Origin of the sequence: Flagellimonas lutaonensis (assembly GCF_000963865.1) — a bacterium.
GTDB lineage: Bacteria > Bacteroidota > Bacteroidia > Flavobacteriales > Flavobacteriaceae > Flagellimonas_A > Flagellimonas_A lutaonensis.
Genome location: NZ_CP011071.1, coordinates 1,008,559 through 1,028,815, shown reverse-complemented (window position 1 = coordinate 1,028,815; position 20,257 = coordinate 1,008,559). Strand labels below are relative to the sequence as shown.

17 protein-coding genes are annotated in these 20,257 nt (G+C 45.5%); 5 read left to right on the top strand and 12 right to left on the bottom strand.

Annotation, left to right across the window (positions count from 1 at the left end):
• Positions 1 to 7: 7 nt before the first annotated feature.
• Entirely contained in the window at positions 8 to 1,546 is a 1,539-nt protein-coding gene (locus tag VC82_RS04870) for a peptide MFS transporter (RefSeq protein ID WP_045801367.1), read from the top strand.
• Here VC82_RS04870 and VC82_RS04865 read toward each other — a convergent pair.
• Genes VC82_RS04865 through surE form a run of 5 tightly spaced genes read right to left on the bottom strand, consistent with a single transcriptional unit; the run spans position 1,543 to position 6,320 of the window.
• Positions 1,543 to 3,567 carry a ComEC/Rec2 family competence protein gene (locus tag VC82_RS04865; RefSeq protein WP_045801366.1) on the bottom strand — a complete coding sequence of 675 codons (2,025 nt, stop codon included), beginning with the start codon at positions 3,565 to 3,567 and terminating at the stop codon, positions 1,543 to 1,545. The genes VC82_RS04870 and VC82_RS04865 overlap by 4 nt on opposite strands.
• Complete coding sequence (locus VC82_RS04860) at positions 3,567 to 4,118, bottom strand: C40 family peptidase (protein WP_045801365.1); 552 nt, start codon at positions 4,116 to 4,118, stop codon at positions 3,567 to 3,569. Before VC82_RS04860 ends, VC82_RS04865 begins: the two co-directional genes overlap by 1 nt.
• Positions 4,119 to 4,150: 32 nt before the next feature.
• A complete protein-coding gene (gene lpxB, locus VC82_RS04855; RefSeq protein ID WP_045801364.1) occupies positions 4,151 to 5,260 on the bottom strand; it encodes a lipid-A-disaccharide synthase in 1,110 nt (369 codons plus the stop codon).
• 3 nt (positions 5,261 to 5,263) lie between these two features.
• The gene (locus tag VC82_RS04850) at positions 5,264 to 5,548 is read right to left on the bottom strand and encodes a hypothetical protein (protein WP_045801363.1); all 285 of its coding nucleotides are present in this window, start codon (positions 5,546 to 5,548) and stop codon (positions 5,264 to 5,266) included.
• Positions 5,535 to 6,320, bottom strand: coding sequence for a 5'/3'-nucleotidase SurE (surE, locus tag VC82_RS04845; protein ID WP_045801362.1), 786 nt, complete (start codon positions 6,318 to 6,320; stop codon positions 5,535 to 5,537). Before surE ends, VC82_RS04850 begins: the two co-directional genes overlap by 14 nt.
• A gap of 188 nt (positions 6,321 to 6,508) precedes the next feature.
• Here surE and VC82_RS04840 point away from each other — a divergent pair, with 188 nt between their 5' ends.
• Both VC82_RS04840 and VC82_RS04835 read left to right on the top strand, forming a co-directional pair.
• Positions 6,509 to 8,710: a carboxy terminal-processing peptidase gene (locus VC82_RS04840; RefSeq protein WP_045803260.1), complete on the top strand. Its 2,202-nt coding sequence runs from the start codon at positions 6,509 to 6,511 to the stop codon at positions 8,708 to 8,710.
• A gap of 120 nt (positions 8,711 to 8,830) precedes the next feature.
• Positions 8,831 to 9,631, top strand: a complete 801-nt coding sequence (locus VC82_RS04835; RefSeq protein ID WP_045801361.1) for a DNA/RNA non-specific endonuclease — start codon at positions 8,831 to 8,833, stop codon at positions 9,629 to 9,631.
• Here the strand turns inward: VC82_RS04835 and rodA are convergent.
• The 7 genes from rodA to VC82_RS04800 form a co-directional block, all read right to left on the bottom strand.
• On the bottom strand, positions 9,628 to 10,911 hold the full coding sequence (rodA, locus tag VC82_RS04830; RefSeq protein ID WP_045801360.1) for a rod shape-determining protein RodA: 1,284 nt from the start codon (positions 10,909 to 10,911) through the stop codon (positions 9,628 to 9,630). The two genes, VC82_RS04835 and rodA, sit on opposite strands and share 4 nt — an antisense overlap.
• Positions 10,901 to 12,769, bottom strand: a complete 1,869-nt coding sequence (gene mrdA / locus VC82_RS04825; RefSeq protein ID WP_045801359.1) for a penicillin-binding protein 2 — start codon at positions 12,767 to 12,769, stop codon at positions 10,901 to 10,903. Before mrdA ends, rodA begins: the two co-directional genes overlap by 11 nt.
• Positions 12,770 to 12,835: 66 nt before the next feature.
• On the bottom strand, positions 12,836 to 13,345 hold the full coding sequence (locus VC82_RS04820) for a hypothetical protein (protein ID WP_045801358.1): 510 nt from the start codon (positions 13,343 to 13,345) through the stop codon (positions 12,836 to 12,838).
• Complete coding sequence (gene mreC, locus VC82_RS04815; RefSeq protein ID WP_045801357.1) at positions 13,335 to 14,153, bottom strand: rod shape-determining protein MreC; 819 nt, start codon at positions 14,151 to 14,153, stop codon at positions 13,335 to 13,337. Before mreC ends, VC82_RS04820 begins: the two co-directional genes overlap by 11 nt.
• A 58-nt stretch (positions 14,154 to 14,211) precedes the next feature.
• Positions 14,212 to 15,240, bottom strand: a complete 1,029-nt coding sequence (locus VC82_RS04810) for a rod shape-determining protein (RefSeq protein WP_045801356.1) — start codon at positions 15,238 to 15,240, stop codon at positions 14,212 to 14,214.
• Between the two features lie 36 nt (positions 15,241 to 15,276).
• Entirely contained in the window at positions 15,277 to 16,809 is a 1,533-nt protein-coding gene (gene purH, locus VC82_RS04805; RefSeq protein ID WP_045801355.1) for a bifunctional phosphoribosylaminoimidazolecarboxamide formyltransferase/IMP cyclohydrolase, read from the bottom strand.
• An 89-nt stretch (positions 16,810 to 16,898) separates the two neighbouring features.
• Positions 16,899 to 17,351 (bottom strand): GAF domain-containing protein, encoded by a 453-nt coding sequence (locus tag VC82_RS04800; protein WP_045803259.1) that lies wholly within the window; start codon positions 17,349 to 17,351, stop codon positions 16,899 to 16,901.
• A 136-nt stretch (positions 17,352 to 17,487) separates the two neighbouring features.
• Between VC82_RS04800 and VC82_RS04795 the strand changes: the two genes are divergently transcribed.
• Both VC82_RS04795 and VC82_RS04790 read left to right on the top strand, forming a co-directional pair.
• Positions 17,488 to 17,892 carry an HYC_CC_PP family protein gene (locus tag VC82_RS04795; RefSeq protein ID WP_417935063.1) on the top strand — a complete coding sequence of 135 codons (405 nt, stop codon included), beginning with the start codon at positions 17,488 to 17,490 and terminating at the stop codon, positions 17,890 to 17,892.
• A 112-nt stretch (positions 17,893 to 18,004) separates the two neighbouring features.
• Positions 18,005 to 20,248 (top strand): TonB-dependent receptor, encoded by a 2,244-nt coding sequence (locus VC82_RS04790; RefSeq protein WP_045803258.1) that lies wholly within the window; start codon positions 18,005 to 18,007, stop codon positions 20,246 to 20,248.
• Positions 20,249 to 20,257 lie beyond the last annotated feature (9 nt).

The following is a 20,257-nucleotide window of genomic DNA, read 5'->3' as shown; positions in this document are numbered from 1 at the left end:
TTGACCAATGGCACAGATAAACGAGAATCCAGCAGCTGAAAAGAGATTGTTCGGCCACCCCCAAGGATTGTTTTACCTATTCTTTGCAGAACTCTGGGAGCGCTTTAGCTTCTATGGCATGCGCGCCCTGTTGACCCTATACATGGTCAACGTGATTTTCGAGGCTTTGGCCGAGCGTGATTATGCAACCGCAGCGGTTTACGCTTCCTACGGATCGTTGGTGTATGCCTCGACCGTTATAGGTGGGCGTATTTCAGATAGTATCCTGGGCATGCGAAATTCCATTTTTTTGGGTGGCATCTTAATGGCCATCGGCCATTTTGTGCTGGCCATCGAACACAACATCGCGTTCTTTTTGGCACTGTCTTTTATTATTGTCGGTAATGGTTTCTTCAAACCGAACATTTCCACATTCGTGGGAACCTTATATAAAGATGGCGATCCCAAAAAAGATTCGGGCTTTACCATCTTTTATATGGGCATCAATATTGGGGCGTGGATATCACCGCTGCTCTGTGGTTGGTTGGCCGCAAGCTATGGTTGGCATTACGGTTTTGGACTGGCCGGAATCGGGATGTTGACCGGACTGTTGTTCTTCTGGAGCGGTATCAGAAAAGGGGTTTTTGGCGATAAGGGAATGCCACCGGTTGAAAAAGCGGATGAAAAAAAGTTTTTGGGTGTGCCCAATCGAACCATGGTGCCCATTATATCGGTTTTGTCTGTGCCGGTTATCGCATTTCTTCTTTCCGCATACAAACCGCTAGGGTCTGAGGGAAGCTTTTTTGAAGACCAAAATATTGTCAATGTCATTTTTAAGGGAATTGCGGTCACCATCTTGCTCTACCTTGCCTATATCATGTTCAAGGCGACCTTGGAAGAACGCAAAAAACTTTTTGTGGCAGTCCTCATTACCTTTTTCATGACCATCTTTTGGGGCTTCCATGAACTGTCGGGCAGCGTGATTACCCTCTTTTCTGCCCGTAATGTCGATTTGGCTGGTATCATGTCGGCTTCCCAGACCAACTCGCTGAACCCCATGTTCATAATTCTGTTGGCTATACCCATTTCATTGCTCTGGACGTGGCTCTCGAAGCGAAACCTCAATCCGAGAACGCCATTTAAGTTCGGGCTGGGCTTGGTGTTCGCCGGCGTCAGTTTTTATGTGCTGGCCATCAGCGGTAACAGCGCCAATGAAAATGGCATGGTGCCTTTTGCATACCTGCTCTTGATGTATTTCTTGTTGTCGATAGGGGAATTGTTCATGTCGCCGGTGGGGCTATCTAAGATTACCGATCTGTCGCCCAAGCGAATAGTCGCTTTTATGATGGGTGTTTGGTTCTTGTCATCGGCCTTTGCCTTTCAAGTGGTAGGCTTTATCGGCAAACAGTTGGCCATTGAAAGCACCGATGCCAATGTGGGAGGCTTTGACACGCTGAGTGTCTATACCGATGGCTTCATGCTGATTGCAAAATACTCGTTGGGTGCGGGCATTATAGTCTTGTTGGCATCTCCGTTGATCAAACGATTGATGGGCAATGTCCACTAGTCCAAAGCATTCAAATCAATGATAAAAGCGCCCCTTTCACCCGTGTAGTGAAAGGGGATTTTTCTTTTTTGACAGGTTTTCTTCCACCGCGAAACATAACTTTTGTAGTTACTACCGTCGGCGATGATTTTTTTGGGTTCCATACCATCAAGAAAACGTTCAAAATTCATTCTTGGTGAATGTGTAATAAGCAGATAGTCTGGTTGTATGGGTGGTTTCAGTCCAAGACTGTCCATCACATAAAACGTTCTGTGGCCAATCTTGTACATGTTTCGAAGAGGAAAGTAGGCAACAGAATCTATTTTCTCGCCAACCACATAATCTGAAACTGTTCTTTTGGCCGCCTCCACAGCGTGGGGATGTACTTGCACCGCATCACCTGAGCGGTTCAATAAAATGGTGTTCTTGGTCTGGTGGGCAACAACTAGCGCTTGTTTGCTCTTTGCTTGAACGGAGTCATATAAAACCCAACCCTGAAACAGTAATATTGAAATGCCCAAAAAGGCGATATGCCTAAACCGGGGTTTTGATAAGACAAGCACCAAGAAAATGATAATAAGATAAGCAGTAACCATTTGCACGGAATCGAAGGGTATTTGCTTAAATACAAAGGCTTCTTGCTCGGCCACAAAGCCGATGACCGCATTCATCATGTGAATGATGCCATTGTAGGCCGAAACCAAGAAAGCGGGCAGCATATCGAGTAGTGCAAGTACAATCACCAAGATGCCCCACCCCAAGGTGAAGCCTAAAAACGGAACCACCGCCAAGTTCGATACAAAGAACAAGGCCGGAAATTGGTGAAAGTAAAATAGGCTTAAGGGCAATACACCCAGCTGTGCGGCCACTCCTACAGAGAATAGTTGCCATGTTTTTCTTAAAAGAACGTTTTTTGGCCTCCAAAAGTCTTGAAGTTTGGGGTAGAGCCACACAATGGCAAAAACAGCGGCATAGCTCATCTGAAATCCTACCTGAAACAAAAACAACGGCTCAAACAACAAAATGAAGAACATTGACCACACCAAGGTATTGAATGTGTTGGTGGGGCGGTTCAAGTGCAGTGCGTAGGCCACGAACGAAAACATGGTAACGGCCCTTACGATAGATGGTGAGAGCCCTGCGATAAAAGCGAACGACCACAGAAGCAAAACGATGGTGACCAATTTTAGGGTCCTGCCCTTGGGAAGTCTCTCCATAGGCTTGAGCAAAAACTGTAGCAACAATAGCAATATGCCCACATGCAGCCCCGAAATGGCCAAAATGTGAACGGCACCGGCGTTCTTGTAATCATCATAGGTTTCTTGTGACACAGCACTTCGCTCACCCAACAGCAGGGCTTGTATTACCGATAGTTCTTCGGTTCCAAAGGTGTGCTGTTCAAGTTTGGTGATGATGTGTTTGCGTAAGTCTTGGGCATGACCGAAAAGTGTTGTTTTCTTATGGTTGAGCGGTAGAACTTGGGCTGAATCGGCGCGAATTTGATGGTGTATGCCCTGTTTCTTCAGGTAATCGCGATAATCGAACTGGTAGGGATTCAACGGCGGATTCACAGAATCCAATTTTCCATACACTACCAGTTCGTCGTCTACACCAAATTGTTTCTGTGAGGGGTTGCGGCTAATATTGAGCAGAATTTTGCCATTTGCAGCTTGTTCGTCAACGGTTGCTATCTCGACAAAATAGCGATGTGAAAAGTCGGTAGGCTTTAAGACATCGGTAATTTTTACCCCAAAGGCATGCGATGATGCCAAGTGATGTTTCAGGTACGTTTGTGGTTGGCTGCCTGGATGGGCCATTCGAATGGTAAGAATTCCCAAGCATACGAATGCAGCGGCGACCAGAGCCATGAAGATATAAATGCTTACTCGAGACTTTTTTCGAAAAACAAAAGCCATCCACACAAGCAAAAACAATAAAGCCAAAAAGGGAAGGCTTATGGGTATCTCGAGATAAAAACCGACAATAATACCTACAATGAGGCAAAGGGTCAGTTTAATGGAAACCAATCGCCCCAACCCCATTACAATACACGGGTAGCTTTGACAAAGGCATGGTTCCAATAGCCTTCGCGAAGGGATGATACGATGACACCCCTTGAAGTGGTTGAGTGTATGAACTTGATGTCATCCCCATCGACATCGACCACCAGCCCCACATGGTTGATGCGCTTGCCACGTTTTCGGGTCTTAAAGAACAGCAGATCACCCTTTCGGACTTTTTTGACACCTATTTTGCGGCCTTGGTTGGCCATTTCGTACGATATGCGGGGAAACTCGATGCCATGTTCCTTAAAAGAAACATACAACAGCCCAGAGCAGTCCATTCCCCTGCGTGACGTGCCCCCAAATTTGTAGCGTACCCCTGAGAAGGTCATGGCCGTGGAGATGATCTGTTCGGCCTTTTCATCTTCTACCACTTCTGGCAGGCTCGTTTTGTTCGACACCAAGCTGTCGGTTTCAGTAGCTTCGACGGAGACCGTTCGGTTTTTGCCATAGGTCGTTTTTTTCTTGACAACCCCGCAGCCAACGAGCAACAGTACCAACGAAGAAATAATGAAGATTTTTTTTGCCATCCAAGAAAATAACGGTCTCTTGGTGAATAAAATTACATATTTTCGACAATTAACGCGGCAGCCTTGTCGCTGGCACCCCTGCCCCCCAATTTTTTTCTCAACGCCTCATAATCTGAAAGCATCTGGTTTCGTGCGGGCCCGTCGAGTATTTTTGTAAGTTCACTTTTCAGGTTTTGGGGCGTAAGTTGCCCCTGTATGAGCTCTTTTACCACTTCTTTGTCCATAATCAGGTTTACCAGCGAAATATAGTCGAGGGTGATGATGCGTTTAGCGATTTGGTACGAGATCCAATTGCCTTTATAACAGACCACTTGGGGCACCTGAAAGAGAGCCGTTTCTAAAGTGGCGGTTCCACTGGTCACCAGGGCGGCATGTGAATTCGCCAAGAGCGAATAGGTCTGGCCAGAAACAAAGGTTACTGAGTCGGTCATAAAATCGTTGTAAAACCCTTCATCAAGACTCGGTGCCCCCGCAATTACAAATTGATATTCCGGAAAATCGGGCACCACTGCCAGCATGACCCGAAGCATTTTTTGCACCTCTTGCCTTCGGCTTCCGGGCAAGAGCGCGATAATGGGCTTTTGCTGAGAAAGGTTGTTTTTGGAACGAAAAGTCCTTTCATCCAATACGTCGGAATTTTCAATGGCATCGATCAACGGGTGACCAACAAACGCTACCGGATACCCATGTTTTTTTTCATAGAAACCCTTTTCAAAAGGAAGTATGACGTACATCTTGTCGATGGTCTTTTTGATGGTCTTGATACGCCCCTCACGCGATGCCCAGATCTGTGGAGATATGTAGTAATTTGTTTTGTAGCCCTTTTTCTTGGCCCATTTGGCAATGCGAAGGTTAAAGCCTGAAAAATCTATGAAAATGATGACGTTGGGGCCAAAGGCCTCAATATCTTTTTTGCAGTATTTGATATTGCCCAGAATAGCTGGAATGTTGGCAATGACCTCAAAAAATCCCATAAAGGCCATTTCTTTGTAATGCTTGGTCAACTCACCACCGGCAGCTTGCATAAGGTCACCGCCCCAACATCGAATTTGGGCCTGGGCGTCCTTCTTTTTAAGCGCCTTGATAAGGTTGGATCCATGAAGATCACCCGAAGCTTCCCCAGCTATGATGTAATACTTCATGCACTAGAAAATTTTGTAGAACAGAATAATCAAGGCAGTCAAAAGGGTTGCAATCATTACACCGCGTGCCCTTAAATCTCTTTTTATCCTAAGAAAACCAAAGAAGGCCACCAAGTTCAAAATGGCACCCAATGCCAAGAGGCTGCCCAAATGGTCTTGTGCAGTTGCCGTCTTTAAGGTGTCCGCTATGCCCATGTCTGAAAAGAGCAGTATATACAACAATGTACCGAATGTGTTGGCAATGATGCCGACCAAAAAACCGATGATAACTTCTTTATTCTTGTTCATTCAATGTCCAGTTGTTCAATTGTGGTATAGTGTGGTGGGCGGTGAGGTCGAACTGTGTGGGCACCACAGAGACATAACCATGGGCAAGTGCCCATTCGTCGGTATCCTCGCCTTTGTCCAATAATTCGAACTCGCCCGTCAGCCAATAATATTCTTTTCCGGTTGGACTCGTGCGTTTGTCGAATTTTTCCTTCCAATTGGCCCTTGCCTGACGGCATATTTTGATACCCTTTGGAGGTGTTCCATCCGTTTTGGGAATGTTTACATTGAGCACGGTTCCTTTCGGGATGCCATTTTTTAAGGTCTCTACAACAATTTTCTTTACAAATTTAAGTGAAGGTTGAAAATCAGCGTCCCAACCGTAATCACAGAGCGAAAAACCAATGGCGGGCACCCCTTCGATACCGGCCTCTATGGCAGCGCTCATGGTACCTGAATAAATGACATTGATCGATGAATTGGAGCCATGGTTGATGCCACTCACACAAATGTCGGGCCTACGGTCCAATAGTTCTTGCAGAGCCAGTTTTACACAATCAGCCGGGGTGCCACTGCAACTGTACTCAAGCGGGGCTCCCTTCTCTTTGTCGATGACCACTTTTTTCGAATAGAGGGTGTTGTCTAGGGTAATGGCATGGCCCATGCCCGATTGCGGACTGTCGGGGGCCACTACGACCACCTCGCCGATTTCTTTCATCACCGAGATCAAGGCGCGCAACCCAGGGGCTGTTATACCGTCGTCATTTGTGACAAGAATCAAGGGTTTTTTCATCGGGCATACTTAATGCGGCAAAAATACGTTTTTCATAAGGATATGGTATATGCCCCGTTTAACAAAAAATTAAATGCCGTATCAGATACTGGCATGGTTTTTTCTGTATCTTAGGGAATTGGAAGAAAAACAAATGAAGAGTGAACAAGGCATTAAGGCTAAATGTCCCCCAAATTAAAAATATGTTTATGAAAAAGAACTTCACGTTGGCTTTTTTAGTGATTTTGGTAGCCATAGCTTCTTGCAGTTTTACCAATAAATCGTTTGATACCAATGATAAAGACAAGCTTCTACTCGATTTGATTACCTATGTGCTTGAAAAGGGGCACTATGAGCCCAAAGAGATCAACGACAATTTTTCGTCAAATGTCTTTGACGATTTTATAGATGTCATTGATCCTACCAAGCGATACTTTTTGCAGAGCGATATCGACGAATTTGAGCAATACAGATATCAGATTGACGACCAGATAAAGAACACCGACATCACCTTCTTCAATTTGGTGTACCAACGCTTGATGAAGCGTATGGATGAGGCCAAAGAACTCTACAAAGAGATATTGGATGAGCCTTTTGACTACACGATCGAAGAACAGATCAATATCGATTACAGCAAAGAGCCCTTTGCCAAAAACAAGAAAGAGCTGAAAGAACGTTGGAGAAAACAACTAAAATACAACACCCTTGGCATCTATGACAACAAGATCGCCGATTTGGGCCAGGGGGCCGGCTATACCAAAGATGGTTCCGCTGCAGATATCGCAGGTGTTTCGGGCCAGGCAAAGAGTATAAAGATGGCCAAAGAGAATGTTGGAGACATGACCGTCGCTGAGATTGAAACAGCTGCCCGTGAGACCACGCGCAATACACTTGATGAATTCTTTGACTTTGTCGATGACCTCGAACGCAAAGATTGGTTCGTGCAATATGTGAACACGATCGTTGAGGAATTTGATCCGCACACTTTTTACTTCGCCCCCGATGACAAAGACAAATTTGACATAAGCATGTCAGGCAAGTTTGAGGGTATTGGGGCCCGTTTGCAGAAGAAGCCTGAAGGTGCCCGTATTGTTGAAATTATATCAGGTGGTCCTGTTTGGAGGGCCCAAAGCCTTGAGGTCGGTGATGAAATTCTGAAAGTGGGCCAAGAAGGTGAAGAGCCCATAGATATTGTGGGCATGCGACTTGATGATGCCATAAAATTGATCAAGGGCCCAAAAGGCACGGTGGTGAACTTGACCGTGAGGCGGGTCGATGGAACCATTGAAACCGTTTCGGTGACCCGGGATGTGGTGGTTTTGGAAGAATCGTTCGCAAAGTCTGCCACGGTCACCAAAGATGATATGAAATATGGTATCATCCATCTGCCGAAATTCTATGTTGACTTTGAAGATTACTCTGAGCGAAATGCAGCAACAGATGTGGCGAAAGAGGTCGAGCGCCTGAAAGAAGAGGGAATCGAAGGACTTGTTCTGGATTTGCGCGATAACGGTGGAGGTTCTTTGAAGACCGTAGTGGAAATGGCCGGACTGTTCATCAAGCAGGGGCCAATTGTACAGGTGAAATCGTCGGGGCAGCGCAAAGAGGTCCACGAAGACAAAGATGAGCGCATTCAATGGGATGGGCCATTGGTGATTTTGGTGAACGAATTGTCCGCTTCAGCCTCTGAAATTTTGGCCGCCGCCATGCAAGACTATAAAAGGGCCATTGTCATCGGTAGCAAACAAACCTTCGGAAAAGGTACGGTACAAAATGTAATTCCGCTGGACAACATCGTTCGAAGCAACGAACATGGCGATTTGGGGGCCATTAAATTGACTACCCAAAAGTTTTACCGCATCAATGGTGGTTCGACCCAATTGGAAGGTGTAAAAAGCGACATTGTTGTTCCCGATAAGTACAGTTACATCGACCTTGGTGAGAAAGACCAGGAAAATCCTTTGGGATGGGACAAGATTACCCCTGCCGATTATGAAATTTGGGACGGATACATTGATTTTGAAACTGCAGTGGCCAACAGCAAAAAACGTCTGGCAAACAATCCACAGGTAAAACTGATCGAAGAAAATGCCAAGTGGCTCAAAGAGCAGCAAGATGAGACGGTAATATCTTTGAACTATGATGCCTATAAGATAAGGGAACAGAGGGCCAAAGAGCGTTCAAAGTATTTCAAGAGCTTGAGAAATTACGATTCAAAACTGACTTTTAATTCGTTGAAGTACGAGACAGAGCTCTTTACCAAAGATTCAGTGTTGAGGGAAAAAAGAAACCGATGGCATCAAGAACTGGCCAAAGACGTTTACGTTGAAGAAGCCATCAATGTGTTGAAGGACTTGAAAATGAACAATTTTAGAGGTAGCAACACAAAATTGGCTAGTGTAAAAGGGTAAGAAATATTTCAAGGCATATCGAAAGCCCTGGCCGTATGCGGCCAGGGCTTTTTTGTTTGGGGCCTGTTGTATGGTTTTCCATTAATCAAATGCGGCCCTATCTTTGGCCAAACTTTTTTTATGAACAGAAAAACGGTCTATACACTTTTACTGATAGTTTGTGTCGTAGGATTTTGGTTGTTTGATAATTTCTATACCCCTGCCCACTACTCATCAGACAAAGATGAGGTGAGTGCCCTGCCGTTCGAAAGATTATTTTTGCCAAGTAGCACTTTTGGCCAAATGGTCATCCATGACCACTACATGTTGTCATATAGTGAGCCACATGAGCAGGCCGAATGGGTGGCATACGAACTGTCAAGAAAACACCTGACATACGATGATAGGGAACGGCCCTATTTTATAGAAGACCCAAAAGTAAAAACCAAATCTGCCGACTGGCGCAACTACAAGGGTTCGGGATTTGACAGAGGGCACTTATGCCCGGCAGGGGACCGCCGTTTTTCTGAGCAGGCCTATAACGAAACTTTTTATACAAGCAATATCAGTCCGCAAAAAAAAGACTTCAACGCAGGGGTGTGGAACCGGTTAGAGCAGCAAATCAGGCAGTGGTGCAAAAGATATGGCAAACTGTATGTGATTGCGGGGGGAGTGCTGCAGCCAGGATTAAAAGAAATAGGGGAAGAGGGCGTCGATGTGCCAAACCAATTTTACAAGGTAGTTTTCAGGGAGGAGGAAAATAAAGTTTATGCACTGGCCTTTTTGCTGCCCCATGAGGAAACCACGGTACCCTTAAAAAACTTTGTCGTCACATTGGATAGTCTTGAGAATATCACTGGAATCGATTTCTTTGAAAAAATGGATGAAGAACGTGAAGCAGCAATAGAAAGCCGCATCGATACCTCCCTTTGGAAATTCTAGATACCTTCCCTCAATCGGTTTGAGTCAAGCTTTAAAAAGATGAACAGCAAGAGGGTAAAAAACACCATGCCCGATCCCCCATAACTAAAAAAGGGCAGGGGAATGCCAATAGTGGGCAACAGACCAATCACCATGCCAATATTGATGAGGTAGTGAATGAACAATATTGAGATGACCCCATAGCCGTACATGCGAACAAATGCGTTCTTCTGCCGTTCTGCCAAATGGATGAGGCGCAAGAAAAAGAACGAAAAAATAAGGATTACGGCTGCGGTACCGAGAAAGCCCCATTCTTCGCCCACAGAGCTGAATATATAGTCGGTATGTTGTTCGGGCACGAAATCGCCCTTGGTTCGCGTACCTTCTAGAAAGCCTTTGCCAAAAAACCCGCCCGATTCAATGGCTTTCTCCGATTGGTAGGTATTATAGCCTATGGTTTTTCTTATTTGGTCAAGTTTGGCCTCGTCTTTTTCAAGTCCGAGCCAAAGAGCAAACCTATCCCTGTGGCGTTGTTCAAATACGTTTTCAAAGACAAAATTGACCGATAGTGAAAAGAGAACCGATGTCACGAATACCAGCACCAGAGGCAGCACACGAACTTTGACAGTAGGTTTCTTAAACAGAAAAAAGAGTACAAACAACAATACCAAGGCTATGGCCACCCAAACAGTGCCGAACATCAAGGTGGTGGCGAACAAGACCACCAATATTATGGGCACCAAAAAGTAATAGAGTGGCAGCCCCTCTCTGAACAGCACAAAGAACAACGAAAAGAAAATCAGTGAACTTCCCGGGTCGGGTTGGGGCAAAATCAACAAGGCCGGCACCAAAATAATGAGCGAGGCATACAATTGGTGCCGTCTATTTCTTATGTCGGTCTGAATATCGCTCAGGTATTTGGCCAAGGCAAGTGCAGTGGTAACTTTTGCCAGCTCTGAGGGCTGTAGGTTGAAAAAGCCCAGGTCGTACCATGAGGTGGCGCCTGCAATGGTCTTTCCAAAGAGAAAGAGTCCGATTAGCAATACCAATGAGATGAGATAGAAAATACTGGCAAAGCGCTCAAAAAAGCCACTCTCAATAAAGAATACAAAAAAGGCTGCGGTAACACTGAAGAGAATAAAGAACAATTGTTTGCCATACAGGGTCGAGAAGTCGAAGATCGATGTGTGGCCCTCACCCAAGGTGGTAGAATAGATGTTGATCCAACCAATAAAGACCAGCAAGACATAAAAAAAAACGGTAAGCCAATCCAATCTTCGTAGTACACTCTTACCAGACATACTCATTTATCTTGAAAGGTTCACCACTATAGGGCTTGGCGTATTCATGTTCGAGTGTTTTTTCCAACATTTTTTTCTCTAGATCCTTTCTTGTGATTTTGCCCTTGATATACTTTTCGATCATCAAAGAGGCTATGTGCCCAGCGTATCGGGCACCGTAGTATCCGTTTTCGATATAGACAGCAATGGCAATCTTGGGGTTTTCAACCGGAGCAAAGGCAACAAAAACCGAATGGTCGGTAAGCTGCACCCTTTCACCATCGATTCGTGTAAAGTTCTCTACCGTACCCGTTTTACCAGCAATGGTGATATCGGGTATTTGAATCCACTTGGCCGTCCCATATTCATAAACATTGGTCATGCCCTCAATAATGGGTTCAAAATGCTCTCGGTCGATTGAGGTGTAGCGTTTTTCTTTGAATTTAGGGTCAATATTTTCAGAGCTGCCAATTTTTTTGATGACATGGGGAGTATAGTAATAGCCGCGGTTTGCAATGGCTGCCGTCATATTGGCCAACTGCAATGGGGTGGCGGCCACTTCGCCTTGGCCAATGGCATTTGATATAATGGTAGACGAGGCCCATCGGTTGTCTCCGTACCATTTATCGTAATATTCCTTACTGGGAATTCTACCTGGCCGGCCGGTGGGCAGGTCAGTGCCCAGATAGTTGCCCAAGCCAAAGCTTTTCATATGCTTTTCCCAAACATCCATACCCTCATCGGTGGTTTCAAACTTGCCGAAAATTTTTCTGAAGGTGCCCGCAAAGTAAGCATTGCAAGAGCGGTATATGCCAGAGTTCAGGTTTCGTACACCGCCGCCGCAATGGCAACCCCGTTTATTGTTTCCAACGTAGAAACCGTTGTAACATGTAAACTTTGTATCAGGGGTGATGACCCCTTCTTGAAGTCCGACCAGGGCATTTAGTGCCTTAAAGGGCGATCCTGGCGAAGGTTCTGCCAATATGGAGCGGTCCCATGTGGGCTTTGCTATGGTATCGTAATGCAGTTTGGTATAGTTGGCCGATCTTTCACGCCCCACCAATAGGGCCGGATCATAAGTGGGCCCCGATATCAGACTCAGTATTTCACCCGTGCTTGGCTCTATGGCTACAATACCACCCCGTTTGCCGTTCATCAAACGTTCACCATATTCCTGTAGGGTCTTATCAATGGTAATGTGTATTTCTTTGCCCAGTTCGGGCAGGGTGTCAAGTTTACCATCTTTATAAGGGCCAATATCGCGGTTAAACCGGTCTTTTTGAATATACTTTACCCCTTTGCGCCCCCTGAGAATGTTTTCGTATTGTTTTTCGACACCGGTTCGGCCCATCAGTTCGCCTGCTTCATAGTATGGGTTTCTCCTTAGATCGTTCTCGTTTACCTCGCTGATATAGCCCAGCACGTTGGCCGCACTATTGGTGGCGTAATAGCGCAACGAGCGTTTCTGGATATAAAAGCCCGTAAAACGCCTCATTTTTTCTTGAAGCTTGGCATAGTCTTCTTTTGATAATTGGGGCACCAAAACAGAAGGAAGCCTTGGAGAATAATGCCGGGCCTTGTTCATTCTCTCGATAAATTTCTGTTTGTCAATACCCAATAGCCCGCAGAATTCAAGGGTGTCGAGTGGTTTAACCTCCCTCGGTATCACCATAACGTCATAGGCTGGCTGGTTGCCGACAAGAAGCTTACCGTTTCTATCGTAGATATAACCTCTTTCAGGATAGTCGTACACGGCCTTTATCGCTGGATCTTCCAAAATTTGGTTGGGTGAAAACCTGAACAATTGCAGATAAGAAAGCCTGCCCAAATAGGTAATGCCTATGATCACAATAATGGATGAGAGCAGTAACTTCTTCATTGTTATTCCTTTAGGGAAAAGATTTTTGTGGCCTTTATTTCTTTAAAGAACGTTCAAATAAGCATTTTATTCAGTCTGAACTGTAAAAAGCGAACTGAGCATCACACAAATAAAAATGGTCAAGATGCTGGTGAGCAAAACTTTTTTCAAAAGTAATAGGATATGTGAAAAACTTAAAATTTCGAACGTAAAGAATATCAAATGATGCGTCAACACCAAAAGGGCCAAAAACGTTATTCGTTGTATGCGGGTGGTGTTTTTAAAAGTGAATGTCTGAAATTCGTAGTTTACCCCAAAGCAGAAACGCATGATCACAGGGCGGGCGTAGGCAATGGTCAAAGAGGCAAACGTATGAAGGGCCAAGGTGTCTGAAAAAATATCAATGGTAAGCCCTAATAAAAAACAGACCAATAAAAATAGGGCCCTGTTCTCTCGAATGGGGTACCAGTACAGAAAAATGATGTAGACCATTGGGTTGATCGAACCAAAAAAGTTCAAATGGTTGAAAATGAGCACTTGTGAAAGTACCAAGAGTAAAAACCGAACGATATTTGTAAATATGACATTATTGCTCATCGCCGGTCTCTGCTTGAAGTTCTAGAATCTCTGGTCGGTCAAAGCTTTCAATCACATATATATGGCCGATATTGGTCATGTCGTTGAACAGTGACACCTCAATGTCATAAAAGCTCTGCGCGGTGTTCAACTCATATTTTTTAATGGTGCCGATGGGTATTCCCTCAGGAAAAATACTCGACATGCCACCGGTTACGATCGTATCGCCCACTACCAAGGGCACCAACCTTGGAATGTCCACCAATTGTACCTCATCGTACCGTTCCCCATTCCATACAAGTGAACCAAAATAATTGGTGTTCTTCACCTTGGCATTGATGTTCGATTTGGTGTTGAGAATGCTCTGCACCGTCGAATAATTGTTCGAAGTGTTCTCGACGATACCAAGAATTCCCTGCGGGGTGATGACCCCCATATCCTGTCGAACGCCTTGTTTGCGGCCCACATTGATGGTAATGTAGTTTCGCAGGTTGGCATAGCTGTTCTTGACCACTTTACCCGGTATAACATTGAACTTTGCTCTAGCGGTATCTAGGGGTTTCACCAATTGGCTGTCGCGGTTGAACAAGAGTATTCTGAGTTCTTGGTTTTCTTTGGATAGTTTTTCGTTTTCCTCCTTTAAATCGAAATATGCCGAAATATTGCTCGAGATTTCATAGATGTTGGCGGTCAGCCATTTTGAGGAGTTAAAAAATTTTGACTGGTGGTATGAATGCGACCGTATGGTAAGCACCATGGCTATCAATCCCAAAAAGACATATAAAAATGAATTTTTGTACCGAAGTATAAAATTGATTATCTGCTGCATTCAATACTGTTTTATCGCCCCAAGTTCAGAACTGAATGCCTGATTAGGCACAGGTATGCTATTTGATCAAAATACTCTTGTAGCGCTCTAGGTTCTTCAGGGCAATGCCGGTGCCCCTGACCACAGCACGCAGCGGATCTTCGGCAATATACACCGGTAGGTCGGTTTTTTGCGAAAGCCTACGGTCCAATCCACGTAACATGGATCCACCCCCGGCAAGATAGATGCCCGTATTATAAATGTCTGCTGCCAGTTCCGGTGGTGTTTGTGATAATGTTTCCATCACCGCATCTTCAACCCGAAGGATGCTCTTGTCCAATGCCTTGGCTATTTCTCGGTATGATATGGAGACTTGTTTTGGTTTGCCCGTCAGAAGGTCGCGACCTTGGATCTGTTTGTCTTCGGGGGGCGATTTTAGATCTTCGATGGCCGAACCGATTTCTATTTTGATGGCCTCGGCAGTGCTCTCACCCACGTAGAGGTTGTGTTGGGTGCGCATGTAATAAATGATGTCGTTGGTAAAAACATCACCCGCGATTTTCACCGACTTGTCACAGACGATTCCACCCAGGGCAATTACAGCGATTTCTGTGGTGCCCCCTCCGATATCGACGATCATGTTGCCTTTGGGCTGCATAATGTCCAGGCCAATACCGATGGCGGCCGCCATGGGCTCATGGATCAAATAGACCTCTTTTCCGTTTACCCGCTCTGCCGATTCGCGAACGGCCCGCATTTCTACCTCGGTAATGCCCGAAGGAATACAGATGACCATGCGCAAGGCCGGTGGAAACCATTTTTTCTTCAATGCCGGAATGTTTTTGATGAACATGTTGATCATCTTTTCCGAAGCATCAAAGTCGGCAATCACACCGTCTTTCAATGGGCGTATGGTCTTGATGTTCTCATGGGTCTTGCCCTGCATCATGCTCGCTTCTCGGCCAACAGCGATGATTTTGCCCGATATGCGGTCACGTGCCACTATCGAAGGGCTGTCTACCACCACTTTGTCCATATGGATGATGAGGGTATTGGCGGTACCGAGGTCGATGGCAATTTCCTCGGTCATAAAATCAAAGAATCCCATAAGCGTTAATCAGGTTTATCGGCAAATGTAGCAAAATTAATGCTTAAAATGACGTATTCCCGTCATCACCATGGCCATGCCGTTTTCGTTGCAATAATCGATGCTCAACTGGTCTTTGATGGAGCCTCCGGGCTGTATTACCGCTGTAATGCCAGCCTTATGGGCTATCTCGACACAGTCGGGAAACGGAAAAAATGCATCGCTCGCCATCACTGCACCTTCCAGGTCAAAATCAAAGGATCTCGCCTTGTGGATGGCTTGGTTGAGGGCATCGACCCTTGAGGTCTGGCCCGTGCCGCTGGCGCACAATTGTTTGTTCTTGGCCAAGACAATGGTGTTGCTCTTGGTGTGTTTGCACAATTTAGAGGCAAATATGAGGTCGTCCAACTCTTGGGCACTCGGGGTTTTGCCGGTCACATTTTGCAAATCGTTGAGCGAATCGGTCTTGTGGTCCTTGTCTTGTGCCAAAACCCCGTTTAGGCAGGTCCTGACCAATGTCGGGGGCAGTGAAACCTCTTTCTGCACCAAAATGATACGGTTCTTTTTTCCTTTCAATATGCCCAATGCCTCCTCGCTATAGCTTGGCGCGATGACCACTTCACAGAACAGTTTGTGTATTTCTTCTGCGGTGGCCGAATCAATTTTCGTGTTGCTGATCAAAATGCCCCCAAAAGCAGAAACGGGGTCGCCCGCCAGGGCATCCACATATGCTTGTTTTATGGTTGGCCTTGTGGCGAGGCCACAGGCATTGTTGTGCTTTAGAATGGCAAAAGTGGGGTCGTCGTTCTTGAATTCTTCCATCAAATTAATGGCGGCATCAACATCCAAGAGATTGTTGTACGACAGCTCTTTGCCATGAAGTTTGTCGAACATGGCATCGAAATCCCCGAAGAAAAAACCTTTTTGGTGCGGATTTTCGCCGTACCTGAGCACTTTCCCCTTCGTTTCACTAATTTTCAATACGGCCATTTCGTGGTCTTTGTTGAAGTGGTTGAAGATGGCCGAGTCGTAGTGCGAAGAGATGTTAAAGGCCTTGGTGGCAAAACGTTTGCGCTGTTCAAGGGTGGTGCTGCCGTTTCCTTCGGAAATAATGTGAAGAAACTCCGCATAATCCTCCATAGAGGAAACGCAGAGAACATCCTTGTAATTTTTTGCAGCGGCACGTATAAGCGAGATGCCGCCAATGTCGATTTTTTCAATAATCTCTTGCTCAGAGGCCCCGCTTGCCACGGTTTTTTCGAAGGGATAGAGGTCCACGATGACAATGTCAAGTTGTGGGATGTCAAATTCTTCCATCTGGGCCACATCGCCCTCATGGTCTTGGCGGTTCAATATACCCCCGAATACTTTTGGGTGCAGGGTCTTGACACGCCCGCCCAAAATCGAAGGGTAGCTAGTGACATCTTCCACGGCGATCACCTCGATGCCGAGGTCTTTGATGAATTTCTCGGTGCCACCCGTAGAATAAAGGGTTACGCCAAGTTCGTCGAGTTTTTTGACAATCGGCTCCAGGCCGTCTTTATGAAATACGGAGATAAGTGCCGAGGTGGCTTTTTTGGTAGTGCTCATGAAAAAGGTGCTAGTGAAAAATAAAGCACCAAATTTACTTTTTTTGGGGTGATGAAACAGAGTAGTTTATCAACAAAAACAACGAAGTTTTAAAGGATCTCGGCCACTTTTTGGTTCACAAATTCCAAAAAACGCTCATCTGCCTCTGTAAAGGGGTCGGGCGTGTTCGAGTCAATGTCGATTTGGCCAATGTTCTCGCCGTTTTTGAACAAGGGCACCACTATTTCAGACTTGACGGTCAGGCTGCAGGCAATGTAGTTGTCTTGGGCCGAAACATCGGGCACCACAAAATTTTGGTTGCTTTCGGCCACTTGGCCGCAGATGCCCTTGCCAAAGGGAATGATGGTGTGATCGGTAGGCTCGCCAGCATAGGGCCCCAGTTTCAATTCGCGTTTGTCGCCGTTTTTGAAATAGAAGCCTACCCAGTCATAATAATCAGCAGTATTGCGAAGCAAATCACAAATCTGCTGCATTTTTTCAGTGGAATCACCATCTTTTTTTTCGAGGATCTCTATGACTGACTGGCGCAGCGTTTCGAACATGGTATGCATGAGAAATGAATTATACAAGATGTAAAAGTGGGGCAAATCGGTAAAACTCACAACTTTGAAACTGCCAAAATTTGTTAAGAAACAGGGTTTTTCAGGGGTAAAAACTGATATTTTTTAACTTTGCGGCGTGAAAGCGTTCGTACATAAAACAGTATCGTCTGCAATGGCCTTGTTACTATTGTTGTCAACCGTTTCATGGACGGTCGATAAACACCTGTGCATGGGCCGCGTGATGGATATTTCCTTTTTTGCCCAAGCTGAGGATTGCGGTATGGATGTGGCCGCCACATTGCTAGAAACTATTGACAACCATTGTTGTGACGATGAAAGCTTTACAATTGAGGGGCAAGATGACCTGAAATTGACTTGGAACGACATTCAATTGGGGCATCAGGTCGTTTTGGCAACCTTTGCCCAATCTTATTTGGGAACGCTTCTCGATATAGACCAACTTCCCATACCATTACATACATATCCTCCTCCATTTCTGGTGCAAGATTTGAACATTTTGCACGAGGTCTTCCTGATTTGATTTGTTTTCGCCAGGTCTGAACTTGATTCAGCAAATGCGCGAATCTCTTGAAATTATTGCCATATTCAAATCTGGCATTAGAGCACGATTCATAAATCAAATCAAATTCAAAATGAAATTATATACATGGTTTTTCGCCATAATCTTATTGAACAGCGTTCAATTGGCTGCCCAAGAAAAAGTTGAGGGCATGGTCATGGAGGCCAATGATGAAAAAAAACACATCGGTCTTGCCGGTGCCAATGTCTATTGGTTAGACTCACCGATAGGCACCATTACCAACGAAGAGGGGCTTTTTTCCATTCCCTATAGTAAGGAATACAACAAACTGGTCATCAGTTACATAGGTTTTAAGACAGATACCTTGACCATTGATGAACCCAAAATGGTACACCACTGGTTAGAGCCATCCAACCAATTGGATGAGGTGGTTGTTGAAAAAGAAAGGGATGCCGTGCAAAAGGCCTATTTCTCTACCCAAAACATCGTAACCGTCAACAGCGCAGAACTGCTGAAAGCAGCCTGTTGTAACCTATCTGAAAGTTTTGAGACCAACCCGGCCATCGATGTCAATTTCAACGATGCACTGACGGGCACCAAACAGATTCAGATGCTGGGCCTTACGAGTCCGTACCTGTTGATCACACAAGAGAACATTCCTATGGTGCGTGGCGCTTCGCAGACCTATGGGCTTACCTTTACACCAGGCACATGGGTAGAGAGCATCCAGATTACCAAGGGCGCCGGCAGCGTGGTGAACGGTTATGAGAGTATCTCGGGCCAGATAAACACCGAACTGGTCAAACCCTTCACCGATATACCCATTTTCGTGAACGGTTACGCCAACTTGAACGGTAGATTGGAACTGAACACCCATTTAAACCATAAACTATCGGATAAATGGAGCACAGGCATTTACCTTCACGGAAACCAGCGAACAGTCGAGGTTGATAACAATGAAGATGGGTTTTTGGATGCACCGTTGTCAGACCAGATCAATATACAGAATCGCTGGCAATACCAAGACCCCGAAAAAGGGTGGGTGAGTTTTTTGAACGTGCGGTTTCTCAATGATGAAAAGCAAATTGGGCAAGAACAGTTCAACCCCGATACCGATAAGTTCACCACCAATGCCTGGGGAAGTGAAATCAACACCAAACGCTTTGACTCATCGGTAAAGTTGGGTTATGTATTTCCTGAGCTGCCCTACCAGAGCTTTGGTTTTCAGGCCTCGTACAGCAAGCACCGACAAGATTCTTACTATGGCTTCAACATCTATGATATTGACCATGAGAGCATTTATTCGAACCTCATTTTCAACTCGATCATCAGCAACACCCAGCATAAGTTCAAAACAGGGCTGACCTTTGCTTACGATGGTTATGAAGAGTTGGTGAACAACCAAGATTTTGAGCGGGTAGACCGTTCGGTCGGAGCCTTTTTTGAGTATAGCTACGACGACCTTGAAAAGGTGAGCCTAACAGCGGGCCTTAGGTTTGATACACACAATAGATTGGGCAATTTTGTGACGCCCAGGTTCCATATTCGCTACACCCCTTGGGAAAAGGGGAGTCTTAGGGGTTCTTTCGGCATAGGTCGCCGGGCTGCCAACATCTTTGCCGAGAACCAACGATTGTTCGCTTCGTCCAGAACAATACAATTGCAAGGTAACGGAGGCGAAGTGTACGGCTTTGACCCTGAAAAGGCCGTAAACTTTGGCGTCAGTTTTTTACAGGGTTTCACCCTTTTCGAAAGACCGGGCGATTTTTCCATCGATTTTTACCGTACCGACTTTGAGAACCAAGTGGTGGTCGATTGGGAAAATCCGAGTGAAGTGGTCTTTACCAATTTAGAAGGCAAGAGCTACGCCAACAGCCTTCAGGTAGAACTCAACCACGAGGTGCTGCCGCGGCTCGAGCTGCGCACCGCTTATAAATTTTACGATGTAAAGACCGATTACCAAACCGGATTCTTGCAAAAACCGCTACAGGCCCGACACCGGTACTTTGCCAATTTGGGTTACAATACCCCTGAGAAGGAAAACGGAGCCCAATGGCGGTTCGACTATACCTTGCATACCTTGGGCAAACAGCGTTTGCCAAGTAGCAACGCGAATATAGAAAACTTTCAATTTGGTGATTTTGCTGAGAGCTATAGCCTGATGAATGCCCAGATCACCAAGGTATTTTCAAAAAAATTCGAAGTATATCTTGGCGGTGAGAATTTGACTAACTTTAAGCAAGACAACCCTGTGCTGGGTGCAGATGATCCATTTGGCCCCAATTTTGATACCACTATTGTGTTCGCCCCGATTTTAGGGCGTATGGTGTACGCAGGATTTCGATTTAAATCATAAAATGCAAAT

What these genes read in the sequence shown, in the direction of transcription:
- VC82_RS04870 (WP_045801367.1), top strand. Translation starts at nt 8, where the DNA reads ATGGCACAGATAAACGAGAATCCAGCAGCTGAAAAGAGATTGTTCGGC.
- VC82_RS04865 (WP_045801366.1), bottom strand. Translation starts at nt 3,567, where the DNA reads ATGGGGTTGGGGCGATTGGTTTCCATTAAACTGACCCTTTGCCTCATT.
- VC82_RS04860 (WP_045801365.1), bottom strand. Translation starts at nt 4,118, where the DNA reads ATGGCAAAAAAAATCTTCATTATTTCTTCGTTGGTACTGTTGCTCGTT.
- lpxB (WP_045801364.1), bottom strand. Translation starts at nt 5,260, where the DNA reads ATGAAGTATTACATCATAGCTGGGGAAGCTTCGGGTGATCTTCATGGA.
- VC82_RS04850 (WP_045801363.1), bottom strand. Translation starts at nt 5,548, where the DNA reads ATGAACAAGAATAAAGAAGTTATCATCGGTTTTTTGGTCGGCATCATT.
- surE (WP_045801362.1), bottom strand. Translation starts at nt 6,320, where the DNA reads ATGAAAAAACCCTTGATTCTTGTCACAAATGACGACGGTATAACAGCC.
- VC82_RS04840 (WP_045803260.1), top strand. Translation starts at nt 6,509, where the DNA reads ATGAAAAAGAACTTCACGTTGGCTTTTTTAGTGATTTTGGTAGCCATA.
- VC82_RS04835 (WP_045801361.1), top strand. Translation starts at nt 8,831, where the DNA reads ATGAACAGAAAAACGGTCTATACACTTTTACTGATAGTTTGTGTCGTA.
- rodA (WP_045801360.1), bottom strand. Translation starts at nt 10,911, where the DNA reads ATGTCTGGTAAGAGTGTACTACGAAGATTGGATTGGCTTACCGTTTTT.
- mrdA (WP_045801359.1), bottom strand. Translation starts at nt 12,769, where the DNA reads ATGAAGAAGTTACTGCTCTCATCCATTATTGTGATCATAGGCATTACC.
- VC82_RS04820 (WP_045801358.1), bottom strand. Translation starts at nt 13,345, where the DNA reads ATGAGCAATAATGTCATATTTACAAATATCGTTCGGTTTTTACTCTTG.
- mreC (WP_045801357.1), bottom strand. Translation starts at nt 14,153, where the DNA reads ATGCAGCAGATAATCAATTTTATACTTCGGTACAAAAATTCATTTTTA.
- VC82_RS04810 (WP_045801356.1), bottom strand. Translation starts at nt 15,240, where the DNA reads ATGGGATTCTTTGATTTTATGACCGAGGAAATTGCCATCGACCTCGGT.
- purH (WP_045801355.1), bottom strand. Translation starts at nt 16,809, where the DNA reads ATGAGCACTACCAAAAAAGCCACCTCGGCACTTATCTCCGTATTTCAT.
- VC82_RS04800 (WP_045803259.1), bottom strand. Translation starts at nt 17,351, where the DNA reads ATGTTCGAAACGCTGCGCCAGTCAGTCATAGAGATCCTCGAAAAAAAA.
- VC82_RS04790 (WP_045803258.1), top strand. Translation starts at nt 18,005, where the DNA reads ATGAAATTATATACATGGTTTTTCGCCATAATCTTATTGAACAGCGTT.